Origin of the sequence: Rhizobium gallicum bv. gallicum R602sp (assembly GCF_000816845.1) — a bacterium.
GTDB lineage: Bacteria > Pseudomonadota > Alphaproteobacteria > Rhizobiales > Rhizobiaceae > Rhizobium > Rhizobium gallicum.
Genome location: NZ_CP006877.1, coordinates 3,945,450 through 3,968,581, shown reverse-complemented (window position 1 = coordinate 3,968,581; position 23,132 = coordinate 3,945,450). Strand labels below are relative to the sequence as shown.

Here is a 23,132-nt window from a genome sequence, read left to right as displayed (position 1 = left end):
CTCGTCATAATCTGCGCGGCGTGAGCAGCGCCAGCGCATGAAATGCTAATGGATGCGCCAGCTTCGGCAGGCGATTGACGATCTGTTCCATCACCGCAATATCAGCAGCCGGAACCGCGTTCAGCAGGCGTAGGGCGATCCCATAGGCGCCTGCTGCTGCGATAACCGCAACAACAAGCCCGCCTATTCCTGGAACAAAATGGATCGCTCCATATGCCGTCGCCCCGCAAAGGGCCGCGGCGGCGGCGATGCGGAGAATCGGGATCGACATTTGGTAGATCGAGCCGTCGAGGTCGATCCGCGCGATCATCAACATGCACATGACCGTAAACGCCAGAAAACGGATTGCCGCGGCACCTTCTCCGCCGTACCAAGGCACGGCGGCAAAACAGCCCACAGCGAGTACGAGGCTGGCTACGCCTCCGATCATCAGGCGTTCGCGAATTCGATCGACGGAATACAGATATTGCGTGCAAATCTGCGTGAAGACGTAAGGTATGGCGGTCAGCGCCAAGATGGCGACTGTGCCGCCCGCCGGCGCGAAAGGCTGGCCGAAGATTGCAACGACGAGCGGCTTGGCGATAGCGGCAAGGCCGAAGCTCATTGGCAGCGTGATGTATGCAATGCTTCGAACGACCCCTTCAAAAATGTTTGCAGGGAGTTTGCCGCTGGGATTGGAATGAATTTTTTCCGAATAATAGGGAATAAGGCTACCGCTCAGTTGGACGGGAAGCTGCAGCGCGAGATTGGCCAGCGACAAGCCGACGGCATAATAGCCGACAGCCTCCACGCCCCAATCCTTCTGCAGGAAGAAAAGCTCGATTCGATTTAGAAAGATCGACGTATTCGCGTATTCCAAGGACAGAATGAACGAAGAGCTCGCAAGATAACCCACGCCGATACCACACGAGCTTGCGCGCACCGAGGCAATCCTGAGCGTAAAGAGGAACATCAGGAACTGACCGGCTGCATAACCGGCCAAGGCGCCGCTAACGCCGTACAGCAGCGCACCTGCAAGCACGATGACGACCTGGACGACGGAGCTTGCGATCGTCAGTAGAAAATAAGGCGCGAGATTCTGTTCCCCGATGAGATAGTTCTTCGTGTATGCGCCGATCGACTGGAAAAGGAAGAGGACGCCGGTGATGACAATCACGGCCGGGGCGCCGACGGCCCAATGAAGCTGCTCGGCTTCGAAATAGACCAGGGAATAAACGGCGAGCACTATCAGCGACGCAACGATCGTTGGCCGTACGAGATAGGCGGCAAAGCTACGGCGTTCTTCGTAGGATCTTCCCTTAGCCCGCAATTGCGGCAGGATGCGCAAAAGCATGACGCCGGTGCCTAGTTCGGCGACGAGCGCTCCGGTCGTTACCAGCCACAGGGAAAATGCGATAATCCCATTTGCTTCCGGGCCGAGCAGCCGCGCGGCAATGATCGAACATGCAAAACCCGTCGCAAGCAGGGTCAGGCCTGCTGCCGCATTGAGCGCCGAGTTTTCCATTATGCTCTTCGCCATGAATACTACCGCTTTTCCTTTTCCCGGAGACCACAGCGCATTGTGAAGTGTCTATTTCAGATACCTTAATATTTGGCGCTTAAAGTCCAGTTAAACGTCGCACCGGTGGTCGGTATGAAAATCACCGCAATTTGCCGGCTTCTGCCTTCAGGGGTATCGATTGTTCAGCCTCATCGTCTGTACCGTTGATCGTTTCGATCAACTCGAGCGTCTCTTTGGATCCTTGGCAAGGCAGACGCTGAAGACCTTTGAGATCATTCTGGTCGATCAGAATAAAGATGACCGGCTATCTGATCTGGTGGAACGCTTCGCTTCCTCCTTTCCCATTCACCATCTACGCTCCGGGCGCGGGCTTTCGCATGCGCGCAATAACGGAATTGCGAAAGCATCGGGAACCTATGTGTGCTTTCCGGACGACGACTGCTGGTACGAGCCCGCTACCTTGGAAATCGCCGCGCGGCTCTTTCGGGAAAATCCCGCGCTTTCGATCGTAACGGGACGAACGCTTGATGCGGATGGCAAGCCTTCCGTGAGCCCGACGGGTGATCGCAGCGTAGAGATATCCCGCCGGACATATCTTCACTGCGGCAATTCGAACGGCATCTTCGTTCGTCGTCAAACGCTTTGTGCAATCGGCGGCTTCGACGAGAATCTGGGCGTTGGGTCGCCGTCGCCGTTTCAAAGCGGAGAGGAGGCCGATCTCCTGCTGCGCTTCGTCGGTGCCGGCCAAAAACTCATGTACTTCCCGGAACTCATCGTCCATCACGATCAGGTCGTGAGCGTGATCGGTACCCAGCAGATCGAACGCGCTCGAAAATATGGCCGCGGTTTCGGCGCGCTGCTGCGCAAGCACGATTTTTCCTTGCCATACGTGACCTACAGAATTGCACGCCCGGCGATCGGCTGGCTTGTTGCGCGCTTCCGCTTTAAGGCGGATGAAGCGGCATTCAAGCGAGCATGGCTCAAGGGGATCGTCGAAGGGTACAAGGCTTGGCCGAAATGGAACGGCGTTGATCAGTCGCTTAGGACGGAGTCGTAGACGCTGAAATAGCGCCCCGCCACCGTTTGCCACGAATACCGGCCGGCTTCCTGCATCAGTGTCAGGCGAATGCCTGCCGGATCAATTGGAAGAGCAAGATAGGCCGACTCCAAGATATCAGCCGCGGCTTGCGGATCGGAAAAGTCGGCAAGGCGTAGCAACGGGTGTTTTGCGGCCAGACCGCAATAGGCTGCATTTCCGTTGAGTACTGGCACAAGGCCAGCACTCATGGCTTCGAGGGCGACGAGGCCGAAGCCTTCATATTCAGAGGCGGAAGCGAAAAGCGACGCGCTGCGAATGAGGCGGGCGATCGACTCGTTGTCCGGTGAAACAGTCAACGTCACGGTAGTGTCGAGCGCGCGTGCCTGGATTTCTCGCCGCACGTCTGCTTCCTTGAGGTCTGATTCAGAGCCGACGATGTCGAGGTGCCATTCAAGATTGCGTGCTTTCAGGATGGCCATGACATCCAGCAGATGATCCAGCCGCTTGTTGACGGAAAAGCGGCCGATGGTGATGATGCGGCGTCGTGGCTTTTGAGATGCGCTATCGGCGAATTTGCCGATGTCCACGCCGTTCTCGATCAGGATGCTCGTTCTTGGCGAGATTTTGCGAAACTGTTCCAGATCCGAGACGCTGCAGCCGACGATGCGTTTGTACGCCCTTGCCGACATGCGCGTCAGGGTCTGGAACCAAAGCTTCTTGATCGTGGCGTATTTTCGAGTGTGGAAGAAGCCGCCATGGGTGGTCACGATCATCGGCTTGCCGTGCCTGAAGCGTCCCAGGGCCAATGCATCGAAGAAGAAGTCGATCGCGTGTACGTGAATGACGGCGGCGTCCTCCAGGTGGCGAAAGACTTGAGGTGCGATCGGATAGCGCTGGCTGCCCGACCAGGGGATGCGGACGACCTCGATGCCGTCGATCGTCTCATGGGCGGGCAGTTTGTTGTCCCGCGACGTGAAGAGCGAATCGAGCGTTATGACGCGGACGCGGTAGCCGTGTTTGATCGTCTGGTAGGCAAGGTTGGCGACAACATCTTCGAGTCCGCCGCGATTGGGCAGAAACTGGCGTACGACATGCACGATCAGTGGTGCAGCAGCTGGCTGCGGCACCGATGTGACTGGCTCTGTTTCCACTGCTGACATCGTCCACCTAGCGGCCACATGGCCGCAACTCGGCTTTGACCAGATAATGGATGGCGTTAAGGCGGGGTTTACGGGGAGACCGACGGATCGATTGTTGCGGAAGAAGGTTAATCGTATCTGTCAGAAGGCCTTGAAGGTCAGCGTCGTCAGCGAACGAACAATGCCGGGGATATTGGCGATGTTGTCGTTGATGAACTTGCCGATGTCCTGGCCCTCCTCGATATAGACCTTGAGGAGCAGGTCGTAATCGCCGCTCGTCGAATAAAGCTCCGAAACCCGTTCGGTCTGGTAGATTGCGTCGGCCACCTCGTAGGTCTTGCCGGGCGCGCATTGGAGCTGGACGAAAATGGGTTTCATGGGCGTTTCCTGCGAAATATTCTGATTGGGTGCATAATGCTCGAAAGCGCTCTTGCGATGCAAGCCGTTCCGTCATCCCGCTTTGGCTTCTTCGGTGATCCAGCCGCGAAAGGCTGAAAGCGGCGCATAGTCGGCCCGCTCGGGAGGACAGGCGAGATAATAGCTTTCGCTGCTTTCCGTTTCCCCGCCGATCGCCGCGACAAGATCACCGCGCTTCAGCTCGTCCTGAACGAGAAATGTCGGCAGCAGCGCGACGCCGAGGCCGGCGATCGCTGCCTGTGCCGCCGTCGCAAACTGGTCGAACAACATTCCATTTACGTTTTGGAAGGCGACGCCGTTATCGGCAAGCCACCGCTCCCAGGCGTCAGGGCGGGTCGTCAGATGCAACAGGGGAACATCCAGCAGGTCTTCAGCCTTGGTGATGCCGTGCTGCCTCAGGAAGGCGGGGCTGCAGGCAGCAACCGTCTTTTCGGACATCAGGAAGGTCAATTCCGCTCCCGGCCAATGCGGATGGCCGAAGTGAATAGCGGCGTCAATGGAATCGAGCCGGAAATCGAAGGAGGAGAGCCGGGTGACGAGATTGATCGTAACGCCCGGGTTCTGGTTCAGGAACCGGCCGAGGCGTGGTGCCAGCCAGCGGGTGCCGAAGGTCGGCAGGATGGCGAGGTTCAGCGTTCCGCCATGCGGATTAGCGCGCAGGTTCAGCGATGCGCTGGAAATTCGGCGAAGTGCTTCGCGGATTTCGCGGGCGTAGCTGTCGCCCGCAAGCGTGAGGCGCACCGTCTGGCGTTCGCGAAGAAAAAGTTCAGCGCCAAGCTGTACTTCCAGCGCCTTGATCTGGCGGCTGACGGCGCTCTGGGTGAGGTCGAGCTCGCGTGCAGCCGCCGTCACGCTGCCGGTTCGGGCGACGGCCTCGAATGCGGCGAGTAATGAAATCGACGGCAGAAAACGGCGCGAGGGCAGCATGGTTCATTCCAATTGAGAATGATGTGTTTCCAAAACGTCGATATTCATGGCGCTGGAGCCTTTGTAAAGACGTCTATCCTCCAAAATCGGAATGACCCGGAGTTCTTTGATGCCGAGCACCGTAGAGGACGAGCTGAAGCTCTATGCCGAGCGCCAGTCGGCTGCTCTCGACGCCGTGATGGAGACGCTGGGATCGTCGGCCTGGAGTTGACCGTTGACTGAGGCTGCTTCCGCAACGCCGTGGACGGCGCTAGAGTGCTGCCGCGTTTGCTTGGAATGGACTGACCGATGCTGAATGATCCCCGCACCCACGGACTTTGGGAAAAGACCGCCCCGCTGCCGCCGGAGACATCGGCGCTTCAGGGCGCCCTGTCGGCCGATGTGGTGATTGTCGGCGGCGGCTATACCGGGCTGTCGTCCGGTCTTCATCTTGCCGAAGCCGGCTCGAAGGTCGTGCTGTTGGAGGCCAGGGAGATCGGTTTCGGTGGGGCTGGCCGCAATGTCGGACTGATCAATGCCGGCATGTGGGTGATGCCGGACGATCTGCCTGGCGTTCTCGGGCAGAACTACGGCGATCGCCTGCTCGGTATGCTGGGCGAGGCGCCTCGCCTTGTCATGGAGTTGATCGAAAACCACGACATCGCTTGCGAGCTTGAAAAGAACGGTACGCTGCATTGCGCCGTCGGCGCGGATGGGTTGAAGGAAATCGAGACGCGTGCTGCGCAGTGGTCCGCGCGCGGGGCGCCAGTGACGCTGCTTGATGCCGCCGAGACCGCACGTCGCGTTGGCACCAGCGCCTATGCCGGATCGCTGTTCGATATGCGTGCAGGAACACTGCAGCCGCTCGCCTATGCTCGAGGTTTGGCGCATGCAGCTATCAAGGCGGGCGTTTCCATCCGCACATCGAGCCCTGTTATTGCAACCGAACGAGACGGCAGCCGATGGACGGTGAAGACTGAGAGCGGCCGGGTGACCGCTGACTGGATTATCGTCGCGACGGATGCCTATAGCACCGGGCCATGGGAACAGGTCCGCTGTGAGCAGGTGCATCTCCCCTATTTCAATTTCGCGACGGCGCCGCTCAGCGATAATTTGCGCAAATGGATTCTGCCCGGTCGCGAAGGCTGTTGGGATACGAAGGAGATACTCTCCTCATTCCGGATGGATCGTGCCGGGCGTCTCGTTTTCGGCAGTGTCGGAGCGCTGCGCAACACCGGCGCTGCAATTCACAAAAGCTGGGCGAAACGCTCGCTGAAGAGGCTCTTTCCGCAGATCGGCGACGTAGAATTCGAATACGAATGGTACGGCAAGATCGGCATGACCGACAATGCGCTACCACGCTTTCACAAGTTCGCGCCGAATGTCGTTGGCTTCTCCGGCTATAATGGCCGGGGCATTGCGCCTGGTACGGTATTCGGCCGTACGCTGGCACACCATATATTGGGCCGGATCGCGGAGGCGGACCTGCCCTTGCCGGTTACGGACCTGCGGGAGCCCGGTTTCCGCGCGCTCAAGGAAATGTGGTACGAAGCCGGCGCCCAGGTCGCTCACTTCGCCGCCGCGCGCTTTTGAGTGAAAGCTCGCAATCAAGAACAAGAAGGTTCAAAACACGATGACCATCTCTACGCTCGATCTCGCAGCCGAGACGAAGAAACTGCTTTCCGAACTCGGCGTCGAGGCGGCCCGCTATACCGGCGGCTCGCTGCGTGTCGCTTCGCCGATCACCGGCAAGGAAATCGGCCTTCTGAAGGAACATTCCGTCGCGGATGCCAAAAAGGCGATCGACGAAGCGCACAAGGCATTTGCCGAATGGCGTGCAGTCCCTGCGCCCAAGCGCGGCGAACTTGTCCGTTTGCTTGGCGAAGAGCTTCGCGCGGCGAAGCTGGCGCTCGGCCGCCTCGTTTCGATCGAAGTCGGCAAGATCACGTCCGAAGGTCTCGGCGAAGTCCAGGAAATGATCGACATCTGCGATTTCGCGGTCGGCCTTTCGCGCCAGCTCTACGGCCTAACGATTGCAACCGAGCGCTCCGAGCATCGTATGATGGAAAGCTGGCATCCGCTCGGCGTGGTCGGCATCATTTCGGCCTTCAACTTCCCGGTCGCGGTCTGGTCGTGGAATGCGGCGCTGGCGCTGGTCTGCGGCAATTCCACCGTCTGGAAGCCGTCGGAAAAGACGCCGCTGACGGCACTTGCGGTACAGGCGCTGTTCGAAAAGGCGCTGAAGCGCTTCGTCGCCGAAGGCGGGCAGGCTCCGGCCAACCTTTCGACGCTGCTGATCGGCGGCCGCGATGTCGGTGAAGTCCTCGTCGATCACCCGAAGGTGCCGCTGGTTTCCGCCACCGGGTCCACGGCCATGGGCCGGGCCGTCGGCCCGCGGCTGTCGCAGCGCTTTGCCCGTGCGATCCTTGAACTCGGCGGCAACAATGCCGCCATCATCTGCCCGACGGCCGATCTCGATCTCACCCTGCGCGGCGTTGCCTTTTCGTCGATGGGAACCGCCGGCCAGCGCTGCACGACGCTTCGCCGTCTCTTCGTGCACGAGAGCGTCTACGACAAACTCGTGCCTCGCCTGCAGAAAGCCTATGGATCGGTCACGATCGGCAATCCGTTGGAAAACGGGACACTTGTCGGTCCGTTGATCGACAAAGCGGCCTTCGAGAAGATGCAGTCGGCTCTATCGGAGGCAAAGTCGGCTGGCGGCAAGGTCACGGGTGGCGAGCGCGTCGAAAACGGCGCTGCCGGAGCCTTCTATGTGCGCCCGGCGCTTGTCGAGATGCCGTCTCAGACTGGTCCTGTCGAACACGAGACCTTCGCACCGATCCTCTATGTCATGAAGTACACGGATTTCGACGAGGTGCTGAAACTGCACAATGCCGTGCCGCAGGGCCTATCTTCCTCGATCTTCACCAATGACATGCGTGAAGCCGAAACCTTTGTTTCCGCCCGTGGCTCCGATTGCGGCATCGCCAACGTCAATCTCGGCCCGTCGGGTGCCGAAATCGGCGGTGCTTTCGGTGGCGAAAAGGAAACCGGGGGCGGCCGCGAATCCGGCTCGGATGCCTGGAAGGCCTACATGCGCCGCACGACGAACACGATCAATTACGGCAAGACGCTGCCGCTCGCTCAGGGTGTCAAGTTCGACGTCGAGTGATCGAGAGCCGCATTGAATCCGAAGGGACGATGACGTAACACCGTGATCGTCCCTTTGTTTTTGCCCAAGGTTTTTCTCCATGCATCTGACACTTGCCGCAGCCGAAGCGCTGGTCATCGACGCGTTGAAGCGCAGCGGAGTGGAGGAGGGAAATGCGCGCGCCGTCGCACGTGCGCTGGTCGCCGCAGAAGCCGCAGGACAGGGTGGCCACGGGCTGCGCCGCGTCGTTGCCTATGCGGCCCAGGCAAAGTCCGGAAAGGTCGACGGAATAGCCAAGCCGATCGTATTCCAGCCTTTTCCATCCATCATCCAGATTGACGCCTGCCACGGCTATGCTTATCCGGCCTTCGATCTCGCCGTGCCGTTGCTGTCGGAGATGGCGCGCAAACAGGGCATTGCGCTTGCCGCTATCCGCCGTTCGCATCATGCGGGCGTGCTCGCGCTGACCGTGGAACGTTTTGCCGAAGCTGGCCTCGTGGCGCTGATGGTTGCCAATGCCACGGCTTCCATGGCTGCCTGGGGCGGACGCAAGCCCGTCTTCGGCACCAATCCCATTGCCTTTGCAGCGCCTGTTCCCGCAGATGATCCGATCGTCATCGACCTTGCGTTGTCGCGCGTTGCGCGTGGCAAGATCATGGCCGCCCGGCAAAAGGGCGCGTCGATCCCGGCCGATTGGGCCTTTGATCGTGACGGCCAGCCGACAACCGATGCGGTTGCCGCCCTGGAGGGCACCATGGTGCCATCCGGCGAGGCCAAGGGTGCTGCGCTTGCCATGATGGTCGAGATTCTTGCCGCACCGCTCGCGGGTGCTAATTTTTCCTTCGAATCCACTTCCTTGTTCGATGACCAAGGAGCAGCGCCCGGCCTTGGGCAGATGCTGATCGTTATCAATCCCGAAGCCAGCGGTGGAAGCTTCGCGGCATCGCGTCTGGGCGAACTTGCCGCTGAAATTTCTTCCGATCCCGGTGTCCGCCTACCCGGTCGCCGCGGTCAGAATGCGCGAAAATACGCGCTGGAGCATGGCCTCGAAGTCGAGGACGACGTGATCGACGCCATCCTTGCTATATAGAATCATTCTAAAGTTGATGCGTGGGTTCAAGTATTTGTGAAGACCGGCGGCAAGGCGAAACTTGAAAAACTAAATCAAGAAAAATATACGGGGGCGCGATCACCCGGGGAGTTTGGGTGACACCCGCCATGGAGGGCATCATGAAAATTTCTCTTACGCGCTTTGCAGCGCTAGCTTTGGCCGCCTCGCTTCTTGCTGCGACGTCGCTGGCATCCAGCGCAAATGCGCAGGAATCCGAAGGTATCGTCGTCTATAACGCCCAGCACGAAAGCCTCGGCCGCGAATGGATCGATGCCTTCACCAAGGAGACCGGCATCAAGGTCACCATGCGCCAAGGCAGCGACATGCAGTTCGCCAACCAGATCATCCAGGAAGGCGACGCTTCTCCGGCCGACGTGTTCCTGACCGAGAACTCTCCGGCGATGGCGCTCGTCGATGGCGCGGGCCTGTTTGCCCCGGTCGACAAAGAAACGCTTGATCTGGTCCCGGCGCAGTATCGTCCTGCCGATGGCATGTGGACCGGCATCGCCGCCCGCTCGACGGTGTTTGTGTATGACAAGACGAAGCTCACCGAAGACAAGCTGCCGAAGTCGATGCTCGATCTGGCCGATCCGGCCTGGAAGGGCCGTTGGGGCGCGTCGCCTGCCGGTGCCGATTTCCAAGCGATCGTCGGTGCACTGCTGCAACTGAAGGGCGAAGAAGCAACGGCTCAATGGTTGAAGGCCATGAAGGAAAACGCAACGCCTTACAAGGGCAACAGTGTTGCCATGAAGGCCGTCAATGCCGGCGAAGTCGAAGGCGCGGTCATCTATCATTACTATTGGTTCGGCGATCAGGCCAAGACTGGCGAAAACAGCAAGAATGTCGGCCTGCATTACTTCAAGAACCAGGATCCGGGCGCGTTCGTCAGCGTATCGGGCGGCGGCATCCTGAAGTCGACGCAGCATATGAAGGAAGCCCAGGCGTTCTTGAAGTTCGTCGCCGGCAAAGCCGGCCAGGACATCCTGAAAAACGGGACGTCCTACGAATACGCGGTCAGCGGCGATGCGAACGAAAAGCTCGTCCCGCTTGCCGATCTCAATGCGCCGAAAGTTGAGGCTTCCGAGCTTGACAGCAAGAAAGTCGTCGAGCTGATGACGGCCGCGGGCCTGATTTAAGCCTCTCTGCCGCAGGCCGGATCGAGTCAAAACTATTGCTTTTGGCTCAAGAAAACCTTAGGGCATGACCCAATCCGGCAACCGCTTCAAAAAGAGGCGGTTGCCTTCCTTTTTTCAGCGTATCAAAGGCGTCGGCCTTGCTGCAAGACAACAGATCGCTTGTTTCCGGGCTCGCGCCCGGCAATGGAGCGCCAGTCAGCGGAACAGGTTTGCTGCGCGGGCGCATGCCGCACGCCTCCGTCGTCGTCTTTGCAACGCTCGTCGCACTTATGAGCCTCGTGCCGCTCGGCTTCATCGGTTGGATTACCATCAATGTCGGCTGGCAGACGGTCAAGGAGTTGGTCTTGCGGCCACGCGTCGGCGAGCTGCTCGTCAACACGATCCTGCTCGAAGCGCTCACCATTCCCCTGTCGATTGCTCTTGCCGTGACGCTCGCTTGGCTGACGGAGCGGACCAATGTGCCGTTTCCGCGGTTGTGGTCCTGGCTTGCCGTTGCGCCGCTTGCCGTTCCAGCCTTCGTCCACAGCTATGCCTGGGTGAGCCTCGTTCCCGGCATGCGCGGCCTGCAGAGCGGTGTCTTCGTTTCCGTGCTCGCCTATTATCCTTTTCTCTACCTGCCGGTCGCTGCTGCTCTTCGCCGCCTCGATCCGGCGATCGAGGATGCGGCGGCGTCGCTTGGCCTCGATCCCTGGCGTGTCTTCTTCCGTACGATCCTGCCGCAGTTGCGGCTTGCGATCTGTGGAGGCTCGCTCTTGATCGGGCTGCATCTCCTGTCGGAATACGGCCTTTACGTGATGATCCGCTTCGACACCTTTTCGACCGCGATCGTCGATCAGTTCCAGTCGGCCTATAACAGCCCCGCAGCCAATATGCTCGGCGGTGTGCTCGTCGCCTGCTGCCTTTTCCTGCTCGGCCTCGAAATCCTGCTGCGTGGCAACGAACGCTACGCCCGCGTCGGCTCCGGTTCCGCACGGCCGGCCGATCGCCGCCGTCTTGGCTGGTTTGTCGTACCTGCCATTCTGCTGCCGGGCACGCTCGCGGTGCTGACGCTCGGCGTTCCGCTCATGACGCTCGGCCGCTGGCTCTATCTCGGCGGCGGCGAGATCTGGCGGCTGGATGCGGTCGGAAATGCGTTCGTTCAAACGATCGTCCTTGCGGTTGCAGGCGGCGTGCTGACGACGATCGCGGCCGCGCCCATGGCCTGGCTGTCGGTCCGCGCGCCGGGGCGATTCCAGCGTTTGCTCGAAGCCTGCCATTATTATGTCGGCTCGCTTCCAGGCGTCGTCGTGGCGCTGGCATTGGTGACGATCACCGTGCGGCTGGCGCTGCCGCTCTACCAGACTTTTGCGACCCTCATCGTTGCCTATGTCCTGCTCTTCCTGCCACGTGCGATGGTCGGCCTTCGTGCCAGCATCGCACAAGCGCCTGTGGAGCTGGAACGGGCTGCCATGTGCCTGGGACGCACGCCGTCGCAGGCCGTGCGCCAGATTACCATGCGCCTTGCTGCCCCGGGCTTTGCTGCAAGCATTGCGCTGTCGGCTCTTGGCATCACCAACGAACTGACGGCAACGCTGATGTTGTCGCCTAACGGTGTTGAAACGCTGGCAACGAAATTCTGGTCGCTGACCAGCGAAATCGACTATGTGTCGGCCGCTCCCTATGCGGTGATGATGATAGTGCTGTCGCTGCCGCTGACCCTTGTTCTCTATGCCCAATCGAAACGGACCGCCGGCCAATGACCTTGCTTACGATCCAGTCTGTCAGCAAGCGCTATGGCCCAGTGACAGCGCTGGACAAGGTGACGCTGGACGTGGCCGCCGGCAGCCGCACCGCCGTCGTCGGCCCCTCAGGTTCCGGCAAAACGACATTGCTGCGCATCGTCGCCGGCTTCGAGCGGCCCGATGAAGGGCAGGTCGTCCTGAACGGCGAAGTGCTCGCCGATGGAGCGGCAGCCGTTCCCGCGCACAAGCGCGGCATCGGCATCGTCTCGCAGGACGGTGCGCTCTTCCCGCATTTGAGCGTTGCCGACAATATCGGCTTCGGCTTCGAACGGGGCGCTCCCGATCGCAAAAAGCGGATCGTCGAACTACTGGATATGGTCGAGCTCGACCGCAACATGCTGACGCGCCGTCCCCACCAGCTTTCCGGCGGCCAGCAGCAGCGCGTGGCACTGGCGAGAGCCCTCGGCCGCAAGCCGCGCCTCATGCTGCTCGACGAGCCCTTCTCGGCGCTCGATACCGGCCTTCGCGAACACATGCGCAAGGCTGTCGCGCGCGTGCTGCAGACGGCCGATATCACGACGATACTCGTAACCCATGATCAGGCAGAGGCTCTCTCCTTTGCCGATCAGGTCGCGGTGCTCAGGGAAGGCAAGCTGATCCAAGCAGGTTCACCGCAATCGCTCTACCTGCAGCCGAAGGACCGCGAGACCGCCCTTTTCCTGGGCGATGCGGTGATGCTTCCGGCAATTGTCCGAAATGGCTTTGCCGATTGCGCGCTCGGCCGCGTCGCAGTGGAAGGCAGCCATCAAGGCAAGGCCGAGATCATGCTGCGGCCGGAGCAGATTCGCGTCGTTGCCGATGAAAGCGAGCCCGCCTATGGTGGTCGTGTCGTCGAGGTCGAGTTCGGCGGCGCAACCTGCACCGTGGCGGTGTCGCTGGAAGGCGTGGCGCTGCCGCCGATCTTCATCAAGACATCCAGCGTGGCCTTGCCCGAACGCGGCGATCGTGTTCGCCTTGATATCGCCGGCAAGGCGCATGTCTTCGGCCGCCCTTAAGCCGTCTTTCGCGAAACCCTTTCCGTTTCCGCCTGCTCCAGCCAGCCGCCCGTAAAACCGGCGCGTTCAAGGCCGAGACGGATGACCGGCGACTGCCGCATCAGGTTCCAGATGAACTCCGACCGGTCGTTTTCGACCGTCATCACCAGCAGTCCTTGGTCGATCGCGACGCATCGATCGTCGACCCAGCCTTCAGGCCGAGCAGTCTTCACCGTCGGGTTGAAGCCACCTGGAAAGCGGCCTTCGCAGAGCAGATCAGGATAGGCGGCGAGCAGCGCCTTTAGGCCATCAAGCGACGCCTGCCGGTCAAAGGGCAATGCCGCAACCGCCGCCCAAGGTGCAATTGTCCCGTCATCCGGGCCAAGCGGTGCACCGCGGGCGGCGTAACCCAGAACCTTCTGACGCCGGCCGCCACGCATGTTGCGCGTTGGAGGCGGGCCGTCGGAGGCGGAAAGTCCCCAGACATCCTTATTGTAGCCAACGAAGTGTCCGGGGTTGCGCTCGGCATAATCGCGCTGCACGGCGATCGAAACCTGTGTGTTGCGGAAATAGTCCCAGTCGCGGGCGGCCATCTCTTTGTCGTTAATCCCGCGGAAGTCGATCCAGGCATGCGGGAAAAGGTGAATGAAGAACGGTCCAGCATAGAGATAGGGCTGCTTGCCGAAGAGCATCCAGGAATAGCTTGAGACGAAGGCATCGTAGCTCGATGGCGGGATTGGATGGGTCGGCGAAGCAAGTGCCAGCATATAGAGCAGGATCGCTTCGTCGTATCCCTGCCAGCGCCAGCGCAGAAAACCACTGCCTGGCTTCCACCCCATACTGACAGTCTGCCCCTTGTTCAACGCCCAATGCCAGTCGATGCGCTCATAGATGAATTTCGCAAGCTCGCGGATTTCCGTCTCCACCGCATCGGTCCGATCGAAATAGGCCGCAGCCGTCAGCATGCCGGCGACGAGCAAGGTCGTGTCGATTGTCGAGAGCTCGCTGTTCCAGGCCCTGTGGCCGCTATCCATATGCAGGAAGTGGTAATAGAAGCCGCGATAGCCGGTCGCGTGGCGTTCGCGTCCCTGATGGCTCCCGGCAAAGAAACGCAGCGTCGTGACTGACCTGCCTGCCGCTTCTCGGCGCGTCATCCATCCGCGTTCGGCGGCGACTGCATAGCTGGAGAGCGCAAAGCCGACGGCAGCGATGCTGCAAGGAACCCCGGCCACTGACGTATCCGCGACCAGGCCGTTTTCGGGATTGGAATATCTCAGAAAATAGTCGAATGCGGATTTCTGCAGCCTGTCGATCAGGGCGGCATCCGTGTCGTCAATTCGTTGCAGCATACATCAAACCAACCGTTGCCCGCCCTCGCCCAACATGGCGATGCATTGCGCGCAAATCAAATTCTTTTCAGATAGTGCGGCAAATGGTTGCGATCGGTCGTTTTGGCGCTGACGTGGCGACATGGATTTAAAACACTAAATCGACTTACGGCGGGTTATTGTAAATATTTGGTATTCATACGAAAACTTGAGAGTCGAAGGAATTTGAACCCTCGCCCCCAACCTTGGCAAGCATAAAGTACGACGTCGTAGAATCGTGCCCGTACGGCAGAATTCGCTTCAGTTTTAAAAGGAGCGGTTTTTGCGCGGAGCGCTCGATGATTGTGGCGCGAAGTGCATAACACGCTCGTGGAAATAGATTGCACGTGGCCGAAATCCGGTGACTGTGACCGCGCCCTTACCGCAGCCAACAGCAAGGCATTTGGCCCTGCGCGCCGCTACAACTTGTCAGTACCCAAATTCCTTGCGACCCGCCCCACTTCTGCCCAATGGAGCCGCAAGGATCTTGGTTTGCATGTTAGGGAGATAAAACGCCATGCCGACCCGGCGACATTTCCTTATGGGCTTCGTTGCCACGCCGATTGTGCTTTCGAGACTCAGCCATGCAGCCGGCGTTCCTGTGCAGCTGTCGCGCACACCAACTTGCGATGATGACGACGATCTGACGCCAGCGCAGACCGAAGGCCCGTATTTCACGCCGGAGAGCCCTGAAAAACAGGATTTCGCGAGCGATGCACCGGGCGGTGAACCGATGACGCTTGCCGGTTACGTACTGACCGAGAACTGCCAGCCCGTCGCAAAAGCGTTGATCGAGTTGTGGCACGCCAATGAGATTGGCACCTATGACAACAGCGGATACAAACTCCGCGGGCATCAATTCACCGATGCTGAAGGCAAATGGTGGTTTGAGACGATCGTGCCAGGGGTCTATCCCGGCCGCACCCGGCATTACCACCTGAAAGTCCAACGGCCCGGCGGAAACGTGCTGACGACGCAGCTTTATTTTCCCGGCGAGCCGGACAATGAACGTGACCGGATATTCAACGCAGCCTTGTTGCTCGATGTCAGGGCGACGAGCGACGGAAAATTCGGCCGCTATGATTTCATAGTGGCCTAAACCGGGCGCCTTGCGTGGCAAGCGATGAACAAAGGCCGTTACATTGCAAAATTTCACGGCATGAGGGTTCGATTTCGCTGGCTGGCCACCCGCTGCGATGCGCTCGAGGGTCTGCGCCAACCATGCCAGCGGATCGACATCGTTCATCTTGGCGGTCTGAATGAGCGTTGCGATGGTCGCCTAGGTGCGTGCCGGCAAAAAGAGAATTCTTCCAAACGATGGCTTGTGGCCTGGTCGGGATCGATTACAGAGATGCGCTGGTCGCCAATTGCGGCCGCATCTGCATCTATCGCAAGAAGGTCAACATCTCGACCGTGCTGGCCGGCCAGAAACTGGGAATCAAGGAAGTCGACGACGGCATTTGGCTCGTCAGCTTCATGCATTATGATCTGGGATATATCGACCTGGAGCAGAGGACTTTGCAAACCATCGACAACCCGTTCGGCACGAGGTTGTCACCCATTGTAGTGCTCCCCGATTTTGAGACAAAAGCATGGTAACAGTTCTCCGTTAGGAGGACTAATGAGGACGGACGATCCTGGGCGGCGGTTCAGTCGCGAGGTTAAGCTGGCAGCGGTTCAGCGAATGGCTGCCGGCGCCAATGTCAGCAAGCTTGCTCGCGAGTTGGGGATTTCGCGCAAGGGCCTTTATCAGTGGCAAAAGCAGTTCCGAGTTGGCGCAGCGTCGGCGTTGCGAGAAGGCGGACGTCCGCAGCGAGACGCAGCAGCGAGCGATGAGCAACCGGAAGCTGGCGCGCTGCAGTCTTCCTCGAGCGACGAACTCTTGAGAGCGCTTGCGCGGATTGCGGAATTAGAGCGGCTTGTCGGACAGCAAGCGGCCGATATTGATTTTTTCAAAAGGCCTTGCAGCACGTCGGGACAGCACGCCAGCGGAGTGGCAAGCCTGGCGGGACGGCATCTACACGGTCATCGAAGCGATGATGGCGTCCGGGCTGCAAGGCCAAATCAGTGTGGAACGAATGTGCCGGCTGGCTCGGGTGAGCCGCGCGGGCTACTATCGTCATTGGCAGGCGACGGCGCCGCGCAGGGAGGAAATGGGGCTGCGCGACACCCTCCAACGCCTGGCGCTCGCCAACCGGCATTACGGCTACCGAAGAATCGCCGTGCTTTTGAGCCGAGAAGGCTGGCGTGCCAACCACAAGCGCGTGCTGCGCCTGATGCGGGAGGATAATCTGCTGTGTCTGCGCAAATCCCCGTTCGTGCCGATGACAACCGACTCCAGGCATGACTGGTGCATCGTGCCCAACCTGGCTCGAGGTCTTCAACTGACCGACATCGACCAGCTCTGGGTCGCCGACATCACCTACGTTCATCTCGCCGAGGAGTTCGCATTCCTGGCGATCGTCCTCGACGCTTTCAGTCGCAAGGTCATCGGCTGGGCGATTGCAACCCATCTGAAAGCGGAACTTGCCATTGAGGCATTCGACATGGCGGTTGCGGCTCGCCGGCCGCGACCTGATAGCGTCATTCACCATAGCGACCGCGGCGTCCAATATGCCTGCGCCGACTATGCGGCACGACTTGCAGACCACGGCATCCAGCCGAGCATGAGCCGCGTCGGCAATCCCTACGATAATGCGAAGGCCGAGAGATTCATGAGGACCCTGAAGGAAGAGGAGGTGGATGGTCAGGCGTATCGCGACCTGGACGATGCAAGGACTAGGATCGGCGAATTCATCGAGGTGGTCTACAACAGGCAGCGCCTGCACTCGGCCCTCGACTATCTCGCGCCGGACGCTTACGAAGCCAGTCTCTTGCAACAGCGGCAAGAGACACCAGACGCAATTCACAGCCGGGAGAACTGTTACTGATTGCTGTCTCACCAAAGGGGTGCAGTCCACCATGTGTTAGGTACAAAGTGTTACCGATGTCTCCGGGTCGGACAAAGGCGAAACTGGAGCGGGCGAAGGGATTTGAACCCTCGACCCCAACCTTGGCAAGGTTGTGCTCTACCCCTGAGCTACACCCGCTCAATCCGCATCGGTCCGGGGTAGTTGGTGGACCGTGGGCTGCCACCTTGCGGCGACGGGCGCTATATGGCCCAATCGATTTTTAAATGCAACAGGGAAATCACGCAAAGACCAAGAAAAATCCCACGCCTTCAGAGGCGCTTTGGCAAACTGCCGCAAATTCAGGGGTAAGCGTCGATCCCGAACATTGCAAAACACGTCCCTCCGACTTAATCAGGGCATCTTATCTCCTTCTTTCCGCACGGATGCCGCGATGACCGAAACCAAGCCGAAAAACAAGAACGAACTTTTCGCCTTCCTCGACGGGCTTGGCATCGCGCACAGGACGCATGAGCATGCTCCAGTCTTCACCGTGGCCGAATCGGTGTCGCTGCGCGATGCTATTCCCGGCGGGCATACAAAAAACCTTTTCGTGAAAGATAAGAAGGATCAGTTCTTCCTGCTGACGGTCGAGGAACATGCCGTTGTCGATCTCAAGACCGTGCATGCGCTGATCGGCGCCGCCAGCAAGGTTTCGTTCGGCAAGGCGGAAAAGCTGATGGAGTATCTTGGCGTGATCCCCGGCGCGGTCACCGCCTTTGGCGCCATCAACGACATGGGGAACAATGTGACCTTCGTGCTCGATGCGGACTTGATGAAGGAGGAGGTCGTCAATTGCCATCCGTTATCCAACGATGCGACGACGTCGATTGCAAGCGCAGATCTCATTCGCTTCATGGAAGCGACCGGCCATAAGCCGCTTGTCTTGAAAGTGACGGCCTGACATACGATTTTAGCGCTAGAAAAAGCCGGGCAACCGGCGCAGCGGGAGATACCAATGAGCGGCAGCGACAATTCTTACAGCAATTCCTTCGGCAGTCAGATGTCGGCAACGGCGAACTTCGGTTCGGCGCCGCAGCCGGCGGCAGGCGGCGGACATATCAAGGATACGACAACCGCCACTTTCACGAAGGACGTCATCGAAGAATCGCGCAACCAGCCCGTACTCGTTGATTTCTGGGCGCCTTGGTGCGGCCCGTGCAAACAATTGACGCCAGTGCTCGAAAAGGTGGTCAATGAAGCGCAAGGCCGCGTGAAGCTCGTGAAGATGAACATCGACGACCATCCGTCGATCGCAGGCCAGCTTGGCATCCAGTCGATCCCGGCTGTGATCGCTTTCGTCGGCGGCCGCCCGGCCGATGGCTTCATGGGTGCCGTGCCGGAAAGCCAGGTTCGCCAGTTCATCGACCGCATCGCCGGTCCTGCTGGTGCAGATCAGGCTGCGGAGATTGAAGCGGTGCTCGAGGAGGCTGCGGGGCTTCTGGCCGCGGGCGACGTTAATGGTGCCGCGCAACTCTACGGCGCGATCATGCAAGCCGATGCGGAAAATGCCAAGGCGCTTGCCGGGATGGCCGAATGCATGATTGCCGCCAACCAGCATCAGCGCGCTCGCGAAGCGCTGACCGATCTGCCGGAAGAGCTTGCCAAGGACGCCGGGATTCAGGCCGTCATCACGAAGCTCGATCAGATCGAAGAAGCCCGCAAGCTCGGTGATCCAATCGCTCTGGAACACGACCTTGCAGTCGATCCGGATAACCATGATGCGCGCATGAAGCTTGCCAAGATCTTGAACGTCGAGGGAAAGCGCGACGAGGCGGCCGAGCATCTGCTCCATATCATGCGCAAGGACCGGACCTTCGATGACGACGGCGCACGCCGCCAACTCCTGCAGTTCTTCGAAGTCTGGGGCTTCAAGGATCCGGCAACGGTGTCCGCGCGGCGCAAGCTTTCGGCAATGCTCTTCTCGTAACTTTCAAAACCTTGCCCTTGCGTTTTTGGGCAAGGGCACCACATTTCACAGGCAGGACAGGGAGCACCGTTTCGCTCCTGCTTGGTGTGGGACAAGTTTTGATGCAAGTCGGGAATGCAAGATATTTAAAACCCGGCGATCTGCCAGATTCGATCGCCGTCTTTCCTCTGACCGGCGCTCTTCTCCTGCCTACGGGACAGCTTCCGCTGAATATTTTCGAACCGCGTTATCTCGCGATGTTTGACGCCGCGTTGGCTGGCAACCGGCTGATCGGCATGGTCCAGCCGGCGCTCGGCGACAATGATGCGACGGCGGGCGACAAAACCGGCGACCCTCATCTTGCTCCAGTCGGCTGCATCGGGCGGATCACCTCTTTCGCCGAGACGGGCGACGGGCGCTATATCGTTTCCCTGACGGGCGTTTGCCGTTTCCGCCTGCTTGGCGAGAAAATGACGCATGAGCCGTTCAGAAGCTTCCGCATCGCTCCCTTCATTTCGGATCTCTCCGCACGCGATGAAGAAGATGCCGTCGATCGTGGCGCTTTGCTTTCCGCTTTCAGGGCCTATCTCGATGCGAACAAGCTGGAAGCCGACTGGGAAAGTGTCGAGCGAGCCAGCAATCTGACGCTTGTGAATTCGCTTGCGATGATGTCGCCCTTTGGTCCTGCAGAGAAACAGGCGCTGCTGGAGGCTCCCGATCTCAAAACCAGGGCGGAAACCCTGATCGCAATCACAGAAATCGTGCTCGCGCGGGTCTTCGGTGACTCCGATACGGTTTTGCAGTAAATCATCGGGTATGGACGAAAAACTCAGCCGTGTTGATCCGAAACTGCTTGAGCTCCTTGTTTGTCCGCTCACCAAGGGCACGCTCCGCTATGACCGCGAGCACAACGAGCTCGTCTCGGAAAAGGCCCGCCTTGCCTATCCGATTCGTGATGGCATCCCGATCATGCTGGTCTCAGAGGCGCGGCGGCTGGACGATTAGATCGTCTCGCCTGCCAAAAGCCGCGGATTGTTCCTGGCCGCGGTCCCGGCCGCCTGCCCGATGAAAAAGGCCTTGAGGCTCGGGATCCTGTCGACGATGCCCAGGCCGACGTCGCGGGCAATGCGCACAGGCATCACGTCATTGGAGAACAGCCGGTTCAGCACATCGGTCGTCACCCCCATCCGAAACGTATCGAAGCGGCGCCAGGTCTGGTAGCGCTCGAGAATATTGATCGAGCCGATATCGAGCCCGAGCCGGTCGGCCTCGACGATGGTTTCTGCCAATGCTGCCACGTCCTTAAAGCCGAGATTGAGCCCCTGGCCGGAAATCGGGTGAATGCCGTGGGCTGCATCGCCTGCAAGTGCAAAGCGCGGCGCCACGAAGGCCCGGGCGAGCGTCAGTCCGAGCGGGAAGGCGCGTCTTTCGCCAATCACCTTGAGCGCGCCGAGCTTATGGCCGAAGCGGCGCTCCAGTTCCTCTTCGAAAATCAGGTCCTCGCCGGCAACAAGCCGGTCGGCATCGTGGGCCCGCTCGGTCCAGACCAGGGAAGACCGGTTGTTGGTGAGGGGCAGGATCGCAAAGGGACCGGAGGGCAGGAAATGCTCTTCGGCGCAGCCATTGTGCGGCCGCTCGTGCTCGACGGTCACCACGATGCCGGACTGGCCGTAATCCCAGCTGACCGTCTTTATGCCTGCCAGATCGCGGAGCTTCGAGCGCACCCCATCGCAGGCGACGAGCAAGCGTGATTCCAGTGCGCTTCCATCAGACAACGTCACGGAGATCCGGTTTTCTTCCGTCTTCAGGCCGGTGGCGCTCAGCCCATGCCGGATTTCGATGCCGAGCCGGTCACAGACGCCGCGCAACGCGCCGACCAGGACGGCGTTCGGGATCATGTGCGCAAAAGGGCGGCCATCTTCCACTTCACCATCGAAGGTCAGGAAAACCGGGCGAACCGGGTCGGCGGTCCTCGAATCGGTCACGACCATCTTGGTGATCGGCTGGGCTTCAGGCTTGATTTCCTCCCAGATGCCGAAGACTTCCAGCATCTTCGTTGCCGCGGCGATGATCGCCGAGGCGCGCATATCCTTCTGCCAGACATACTCAGGCGCTGCTTCAACGACGGCAATATCGAGGTGGGGGGCTGCCTGCTTGACGGCGACCGCCGCGCAAAGGCCGACGTACCCTCCGCCAACAACCAGCATGTCCTGCATCGCCCGCTCTCCGCGCCTTGTGATTACAATGATGATCTATATAGATCATCGCATCCCCACTTCCTACCGTTGGGAGTTGAACAAATGATGGAAGAAGCGGCCAAACCCACAGCCATGGAAACGCTGCTCGCGACGCTTGATCTCGAGCCGATCGAAGTCGATATCTTTCGCGGCCGCAGTCCCCAGGTCGGCTGGCAGCGCGTCTTTGGCGGACAGGTGATCGGTCAGGCATTGATGGCTGCCCAGCGGACGATTGAGACAGAGCGCTTCGTTCACTCGCTGCATGCTTATTTCATGCGGCCGGGCGATCCTTCCGTACCGATCGTCTATCAGGTGGAGCGCATCCGTGACGGATCGAGCTTCAATACGCGCCGGGTCGTGGCAATCCAGCACGGCAAGGCGATTTTTGCACTCTCATGCTCCTTCCAGGTCGAGGAACCGGGCTTCGATCATCAGATCGTGATGCCTGATGTCCCCATGCCGGAAAGACTGCTCGGCGAACAGCAGATCAAGGAGCAGTACCTCGCGCATGCGCCGGCGGCCGTGCGCAAATACTGGGAGCGCGAACGGCCGATCGAAATCCGGCCGGTTTCGCTGACGCACTATTTTTCAAACAAGAAGCTTGATCCCCGCCAGGATGTCTGGGTACGCGCGACAGGGCCGGTCCCGGATAACCGGCTCTATCAAGCTGCTGTGCTTGCCTATCTCTCCGACATGACGCTGCTCGATACCTCGCTCTACGCTCATGGGACGTCGATCTTCGACCAGAGCCTGCAGGTTGCGAGCCTTGACCATTCCATGTGGTTTCATCGGCCTGATAAGCTTGAGGATTGGCTGCTTTACACACAAGATAGCCCATCGGCTTTTGGTGCCCGCGGTCTCACGCGCGGTAGCCTCTTTACCCGGTCGGGTGTTCTGATTGCGTCAGTCGCGCAGGAAGGTTTGATTCGGAAAAAGGCAAATGAATAAAAAATGTGCAAATTTACAAATTTGGGCATTATTTGGGCGGTTGTTGCCCTGTCAATTGCCTCTTAAATAGCATCGTTCATTATACTCTTTACTTTTCAATAACTTATAATCTGCTTCGAAACTGGCACGCCCTTTGAATGTAGATCCCCAGTCGCTGTTCGTGAACGTCAGCGGCAAGGAGAGTCGGCTCCGCGCCGAGGATAACGAAGGATGGGAAAACCAGATGAAAATTGTGATGGCCATTATCAAGCCGTTCAAGCTCGATGAGGTCCGCGAAGCCCTCACGGCGATCGGCATCCAGGGCCTGACCGTGACCGAAGTGAAGGGCTACGGACGCCAGAAGGGACATACCGAAATCTATCGCGGTACGGAATATGCGGTCAGCTTCCTGCCGAAGCTCAAGATCGAAATCGCAGTCGCATCAGAAATCGTCGACAAGGCCGTCGAAGCCATCGCGTCGTCGGCCAAGACCGGCCAGATCGGCGACGGCAAGATTTTTGTCTACTCGATCGACCATGCCGTCCGTATCCGCACGGGCGAAACCGATACCGAAGCGCTGTAAGAACGG

General features: G+C 59.5%; 21 protein-coding genes, 1 tRNA gene and 3 pseudogenes. 17 read left to right on the top strand and 8 right to left on the bottom strand.

The features are described 5' to 3' along the window. Positions 1-4: 4 nt before the first annotated feature. Entirely contained in the window at positions 5-1,519 is a 1,515-nt protein-coding gene (locus tag RGR602_RS19410; RefSeq protein WP_039846436.1) for a lipopolysaccharide biosynthesis protein, read from the bottom strand. Positions 1,520-1,679: 160 nt separating this feature from the next. Between RGR602_RS19410 and RGR602_RS19405 the strand changes: the two genes are divergently transcribed. Beyond that, entirely contained in the window at positions 1,680-2,558 is an 879-nt protein-coding gene (locus tag RGR602_RS19405) for a glycosyltransferase family 2 protein (protein WP_052451622.1), read from the top strand. Here the strand turns inward: RGR602_RS19405 and RGR602_RS19400 are convergent. The 3 genes from RGR602_RS19400 to RGR602_RS19390 form a co-directional block, all read right to left on the bottom strand. After that, positions 2,534-3,700: a glycosyltransferase family 4 protein gene (locus RGR602_RS19400; protein WP_039846435.1), complete on the bottom strand. Its 1,167-nt coding sequence runs from the start codon at positions 3,698-3,700 to the stop codon at positions 2,534-2,536. The two genes, RGR602_RS19405 and RGR602_RS19400, sit on opposite strands and share 25 nt — an antisense overlap. A 120-nt stretch (positions 3,701-3,820) precedes the next feature. Then, on the bottom strand, positions 3,821-4,057 hold the full coding sequence (locus RGR602_RS19395; RefSeq protein ID WP_016556708.1) for an Lrp/AsnC ligand binding domain-containing protein: 237 nt from the start codon (positions 4,055-4,057) through the stop codon (positions 3,821-3,823). 72 nt (positions 4,058-4,129) lie between these two features. Beyond that, a complete protein-coding gene (locus tag RGR602_RS19390; RefSeq protein WP_039846434.1) occupies positions 4,130-5,023 on the bottom strand; it encodes a LysR family transcriptional regulator in 894 nt (297 codons plus the stop codon). 288 nt (positions 5,024-5,311) lie between these two features. On the opposite strand from RGR602_RS19390, the gene RGR602_RS19385 reads away from it, so the two are divergent. From RGR602_RS19385 to RGR602_RS19360, 6 genes are all read left to right on the top strand, one after another. After that, the gene (locus RGR602_RS19385) at positions 5,312-6,595 is read left to right on the top strand and encodes an NAD(P)/FAD-dependent oxidoreductase (RefSeq protein ID WP_039846433.1); all 1,284 of its coding nucleotides are present in this window, start codon (positions 5,312-5,314) and stop codon (positions 6,593-6,595) included. Between the two features lie 40 nt (positions 6,596-6,635). Then, positions 6,636-8,174 (top strand): L-piperidine-6-carboxylate dehydrogenase, encoded by a 1,539-nt coding sequence (amaB, locus tag RGR602_RS19380; protein WP_039846432.1) that lies wholly within the window; start codon positions 6,636-6,638, stop codon positions 8,172-8,174. Between the two features lie 79 nt (positions 8,175-8,253). Further along, complete coding sequence (locus tag RGR602_RS19375; protein ID WP_039846431.1) at positions 8,254-9,243, top strand: Ldh family oxidoreductase; 990 nt, start codon at positions 8,254-8,256, stop codon at positions 9,241-9,243. Between the two features lie 140 nt (positions 9,244-9,383). Beyond that, the gene (locus RGR602_RS19370; protein WP_039847036.1) at positions 9,384-10,400 is read left to right on the top strand and encodes an iron ABC transporter substrate-binding protein; all 1,017 of its coding nucleotides are present in this window, start codon (positions 9,384-9,386) and stop codon (positions 10,398-10,400) included. 224 nt (positions 10,401-10,624) lie between these two features. Beyond that, positions 10,625-12,139 (top strand): ABC transporter permease, encoded by a 1,515-nt coding sequence (locus RGR602_RS19365; protein WP_052451621.1) that lies wholly within the window; start codon positions 10,625-10,627, stop codon positions 12,137-12,139. Further along, positions 12,136-13,176 carry an ABC transporter ATP-binding protein gene (locus tag RGR602_RS19360; protein ID WP_039846429.1) on the top strand — a complete coding sequence of 347 codons (1,041 nt, stop codon included), beginning with the start codon at positions 12,136-12,138 and terminating at the stop codon, positions 13,174-13,176. Before RGR602_RS19365 ends, RGR602_RS19360 begins: the two co-directional genes overlap by 4 nt. Here the strand turns inward: RGR602_RS19360 and RGR602_RS19355 are convergent. Next, positions 13,173-14,504: a glucoamylase family protein gene (locus RGR602_RS19355; RefSeq protein ID WP_039846428.1), complete on the bottom strand. Its 1,332-nt coding sequence runs from the start codon at positions 14,502-14,504 to the stop codon at positions 13,173-13,175. The two genes, RGR602_RS19360 and RGR602_RS19355, sit on opposite strands and share 4 nt — an antisense overlap. A 619-nt stretch (positions 14,505-15,123) precedes the next feature. Between RGR602_RS19355 and RGR602_RS19350 the strand changes: the two genes are divergently transcribed. Next, the gene (locus tag RGR602_RS19350; protein ID WP_323808231.1) at positions 15,124-15,621 is read left to right on the top strand and encodes a dioxygenase family protein; all 498 of its coding nucleotides are present in this window, start codon (positions 15,124-15,126) and stop codon (positions 15,619-15,621) included. On the opposite strand, the pseudogene RGR602_RS35915 reads toward RGR602_RS19350, so the two are convergent. Then, positions 15,608-15,853, bottom strand: a pseudogene (locus RGR602_RS35915) (transposase domain-containing protein); the annotation flags it as partial. The gene RGR602_RS19350 and the pseudogene RGR602_RS35915 overlap by 14 nt on opposite strands. 16 nt (positions 15,854-15,869) lie before the next feature. On the opposite strand from RGR602_RS35915, the pseudogene RGR602_RS34940 reads away from it, so the two are divergent. The 3 genes and pseudogenes from RGR602_RS34940 to RGR602_RS19335 all read left to right on the top strand — a co-directional run. Beyond that, positions 15,870-16,121: pseudogene (locus tag RGR602_RS34940) on the top strand (hypothetical protein); the annotation flags it as partial. Between the two features lie 22 nt (positions 16,122-16,143). Continuing rightward, positions 16,144-16,302: pseudogene (locus tag RGR602_RS39760) on the top strand (transposase); the annotation flags it as partial. Between the two features lie 139 nt (positions 16,303-16,441). Then, the gene (locus RGR602_RS19335; RefSeq protein WP_223843960.1) at positions 16,442-17,452 is read left to right on the top strand and encodes an IS3 family transposase; all 1,011 of its coding nucleotides are present in this window, start codon (positions 16,442-16,444) and stop codon (positions 17,450-17,452) included. A gap of 84 nt (positions 17,453-17,536) precedes the next feature. Here RGR602_RS19335 and RGR602_RS19330 read toward each other — a convergent pair. After that, a tRNA-Gly gene (locus tag RGR602_RS19330) sits at positions 17,537-17,611 on the bottom strand. A 253-nt stretch (positions 17,612-17,864) separates the two neighbouring features. On the opposite strand from RGR602_RS19330, the gene RGR602_RS19325 reads away from it, so the two are divergent. The 4 genes from RGR602_RS19325 (at position 17,865) to RGR602_RS19310 (ending at position 20,384) form a co-directional block, all read left to right on the top strand. Further along, positions 17,865-18,374 (top strand): prolyl-tRNA synthetase associated domain-containing protein, encoded by a 510-nt coding sequence (locus tag RGR602_RS19325; protein WP_039846425.1) that lies wholly within the window; start codon positions 17,865-17,867, stop codon positions 18,372-18,374. Positions 18,375-18,428: 54 nt separating this feature from the next. Then, a complete protein-coding gene (gene trxA, locus RGR602_RS19320; protein ID WP_039846424.1) occupies positions 18,429-19,400 on the top strand; it encodes a thioredoxin in 972 nt (323 codons plus the stop codon). A gap of 101 nt (positions 19,401-19,501) precedes the next feature. After that, positions 19,502-20,185: an LON peptidase substrate-binding domain-containing protein gene (locus RGR602_RS19315; RefSeq protein ID WP_039846423.1), complete on the top strand. Its 684-nt coding sequence runs from the start codon at positions 19,502-19,504 to the stop codon at positions 20,183-20,185. A gap of 10 nt (positions 20,186-20,195) precedes the next feature. Next, positions 20,196-20,384 carry a Trm112 family protein gene (locus RGR602_RS19310; RefSeq protein WP_039846422.1) on the top strand — a complete coding sequence of 63 codons (189 nt, stop codon included), beginning with the start codon at positions 20,196-20,198 and terminating at the stop codon, positions 20,382-20,384. Here RGR602_RS19310 and RGR602_RS19305 read toward each other — a convergent pair. After that, positions 20,381-21,595, bottom strand: a complete 1,215-nt coding sequence (locus RGR602_RS19305) for a ubiquinone biosynthesis hydroxylase (RefSeq protein WP_039846421.1) — start codon at positions 21,593-21,595, stop codon at positions 20,381-20,383. The two genes, RGR602_RS19310 and RGR602_RS19305, sit on opposite strands and share 4 nt — an antisense overlap. An 84-nt stretch (positions 21,596-21,679) precedes the next feature. Here RGR602_RS19305 and tesB point away from each other — a divergent pair, with 84 nt between their 5' ends. Both tesB and RGR602_RS19295 read left to right on the top strand, forming a co-directional pair. Continuing rightward, on the top strand, positions 21,680-22,564 hold the full coding sequence (gene tesB, locus RGR602_RS19300; protein ID WP_039846420.1) for an acyl-CoA thioesterase II: 885 nt from the start codon (positions 21,680-21,682) through the stop codon (positions 22,562-22,564). 223 nt (positions 22,565-22,787) lie between these two features. Then, entirely contained in the window at positions 22,788-23,126 is a 339-nt protein-coding gene (locus RGR602_RS19295; RefSeq protein WP_027511789.1) for a P-II family nitrogen regulator, read from the top strand. The last annotated feature ends 6 nt before the right edge of the window (positions 23,127-23,132 follow it).

Coding starts and splice junctions, on each gene's coding strand:
- RGR602_RS19410 (WP_039846436.1), bottom strand. CDS start 1,519: ATGGCGAAGAGCATAATGGAAAACTCGGCGCTCAATGCGGCAGCAGGC.
- RGR602_RS19400 (WP_039846435.1), bottom strand. CDS start 3,700: ATGTCAGCAGTGGAAACAGAGCCAGTCACATCGGTGCCGCAGCCAGCT.
- RGR602_RS19395 (WP_016556708.1), bottom strand. CDS start 4,057: ATGAAACCCATTTTCGTCCAGCTCCAATGCGCGCCCGGCAAGACCTAC.
- RGR602_RS19390 (WP_039846434.1), bottom strand. CDS start 5,023: ATGCTGCCCTCGCGCCGTTTTCTGCCGTCGATTTCATTACTCGCCGCA.
- RGR602_RS19385 (WP_039846433.1), top strand. CDS start 5,312: ATGCTGAATGATCCCCGCACCCACGGACTTTGGGAAAAGACCGCCCCG.
- amaB (WP_039846432.1), top strand. CDS start 6,636: ATGACCATCTCTACGCTCGATCTCGCAGCCGAGACGAAGAAACTGCTT.
- RGR602_RS19375 (WP_039846431.1), top strand. CDS start 8,254: ATGCATCTGACACTTGCCGCAGCCGAAGCGCTGGTCATCGACGCGTTG.
- RGR602_RS19370 (WP_039847036.1), top strand. CDS start 9,384: ATGAAAATTTCTCTTACGCGCTTTGCAGCGCTAGCTTTGGCCGCCTCG.
- RGR602_RS19365 (WP_052451621.1), top strand. CDS start 10,625: ATGCCGCACGCCTCCGTCGTCGTCTTTGCAACGCTCGTCGCACTTATG.
- RGR602_RS19360 (WP_039846429.1), top strand. CDS start 12,136: ATGACCTTGCTTACGATCCAGTCTGTCAGCAAGCGCTATGGCCCAGTG.
- RGR602_RS19355 (WP_039846428.1), bottom strand. CDS start 14,504: ATGCTGCAACGAATTGACGACACGGATGCCGCCCTGATCGACAGGCTG.
- RGR602_RS19325 (WP_039846425.1), top strand. CDS start 17,865: ATGACCGAAACCAAGCCGAAAAACAAGAACGAACTTTTCGCCTTCCTC.
- trxA (WP_039846424.1), top strand. CDS start 18,429: ATGAGCGGCAGCGACAATTCTTACAGCAATTCCTTCGGCAGTCAGATG.
- RGR602_RS19315 (WP_039846423.1), top strand. CDS start 19,502: ATGCAAGTCGGGAATGCAAGATATTTAAAACCCGGCGATCTGCCAGAT.
- RGR602_RS19310 (WP_039846422.1), top strand. CDS start 20,196: ATGGACGAAAAACTCAGCCGTGTTGATCCGAAACTGCTTGAGCTCCTT.
- RGR602_RS19305 (WP_039846421.1), bottom strand. CDS start 21,595: ATGCAGGACATGCTGGTTGTTGGCGGAGGGTACGTCGGCCTTTGCGCG.
- tesB (WP_039846420.1), top strand. CDS start 21,680: ATGATGGAAGAAGCGGCCAAACCCACAGCCATGGAAACGCTGCTCGCG.
- RGR602_RS19295 (WP_027511789.1), top strand. CDS start 22,788: ATGAAAATTGTGATGGCCATTATCAAGCCGTTCAAGCTCGATGAGGTC.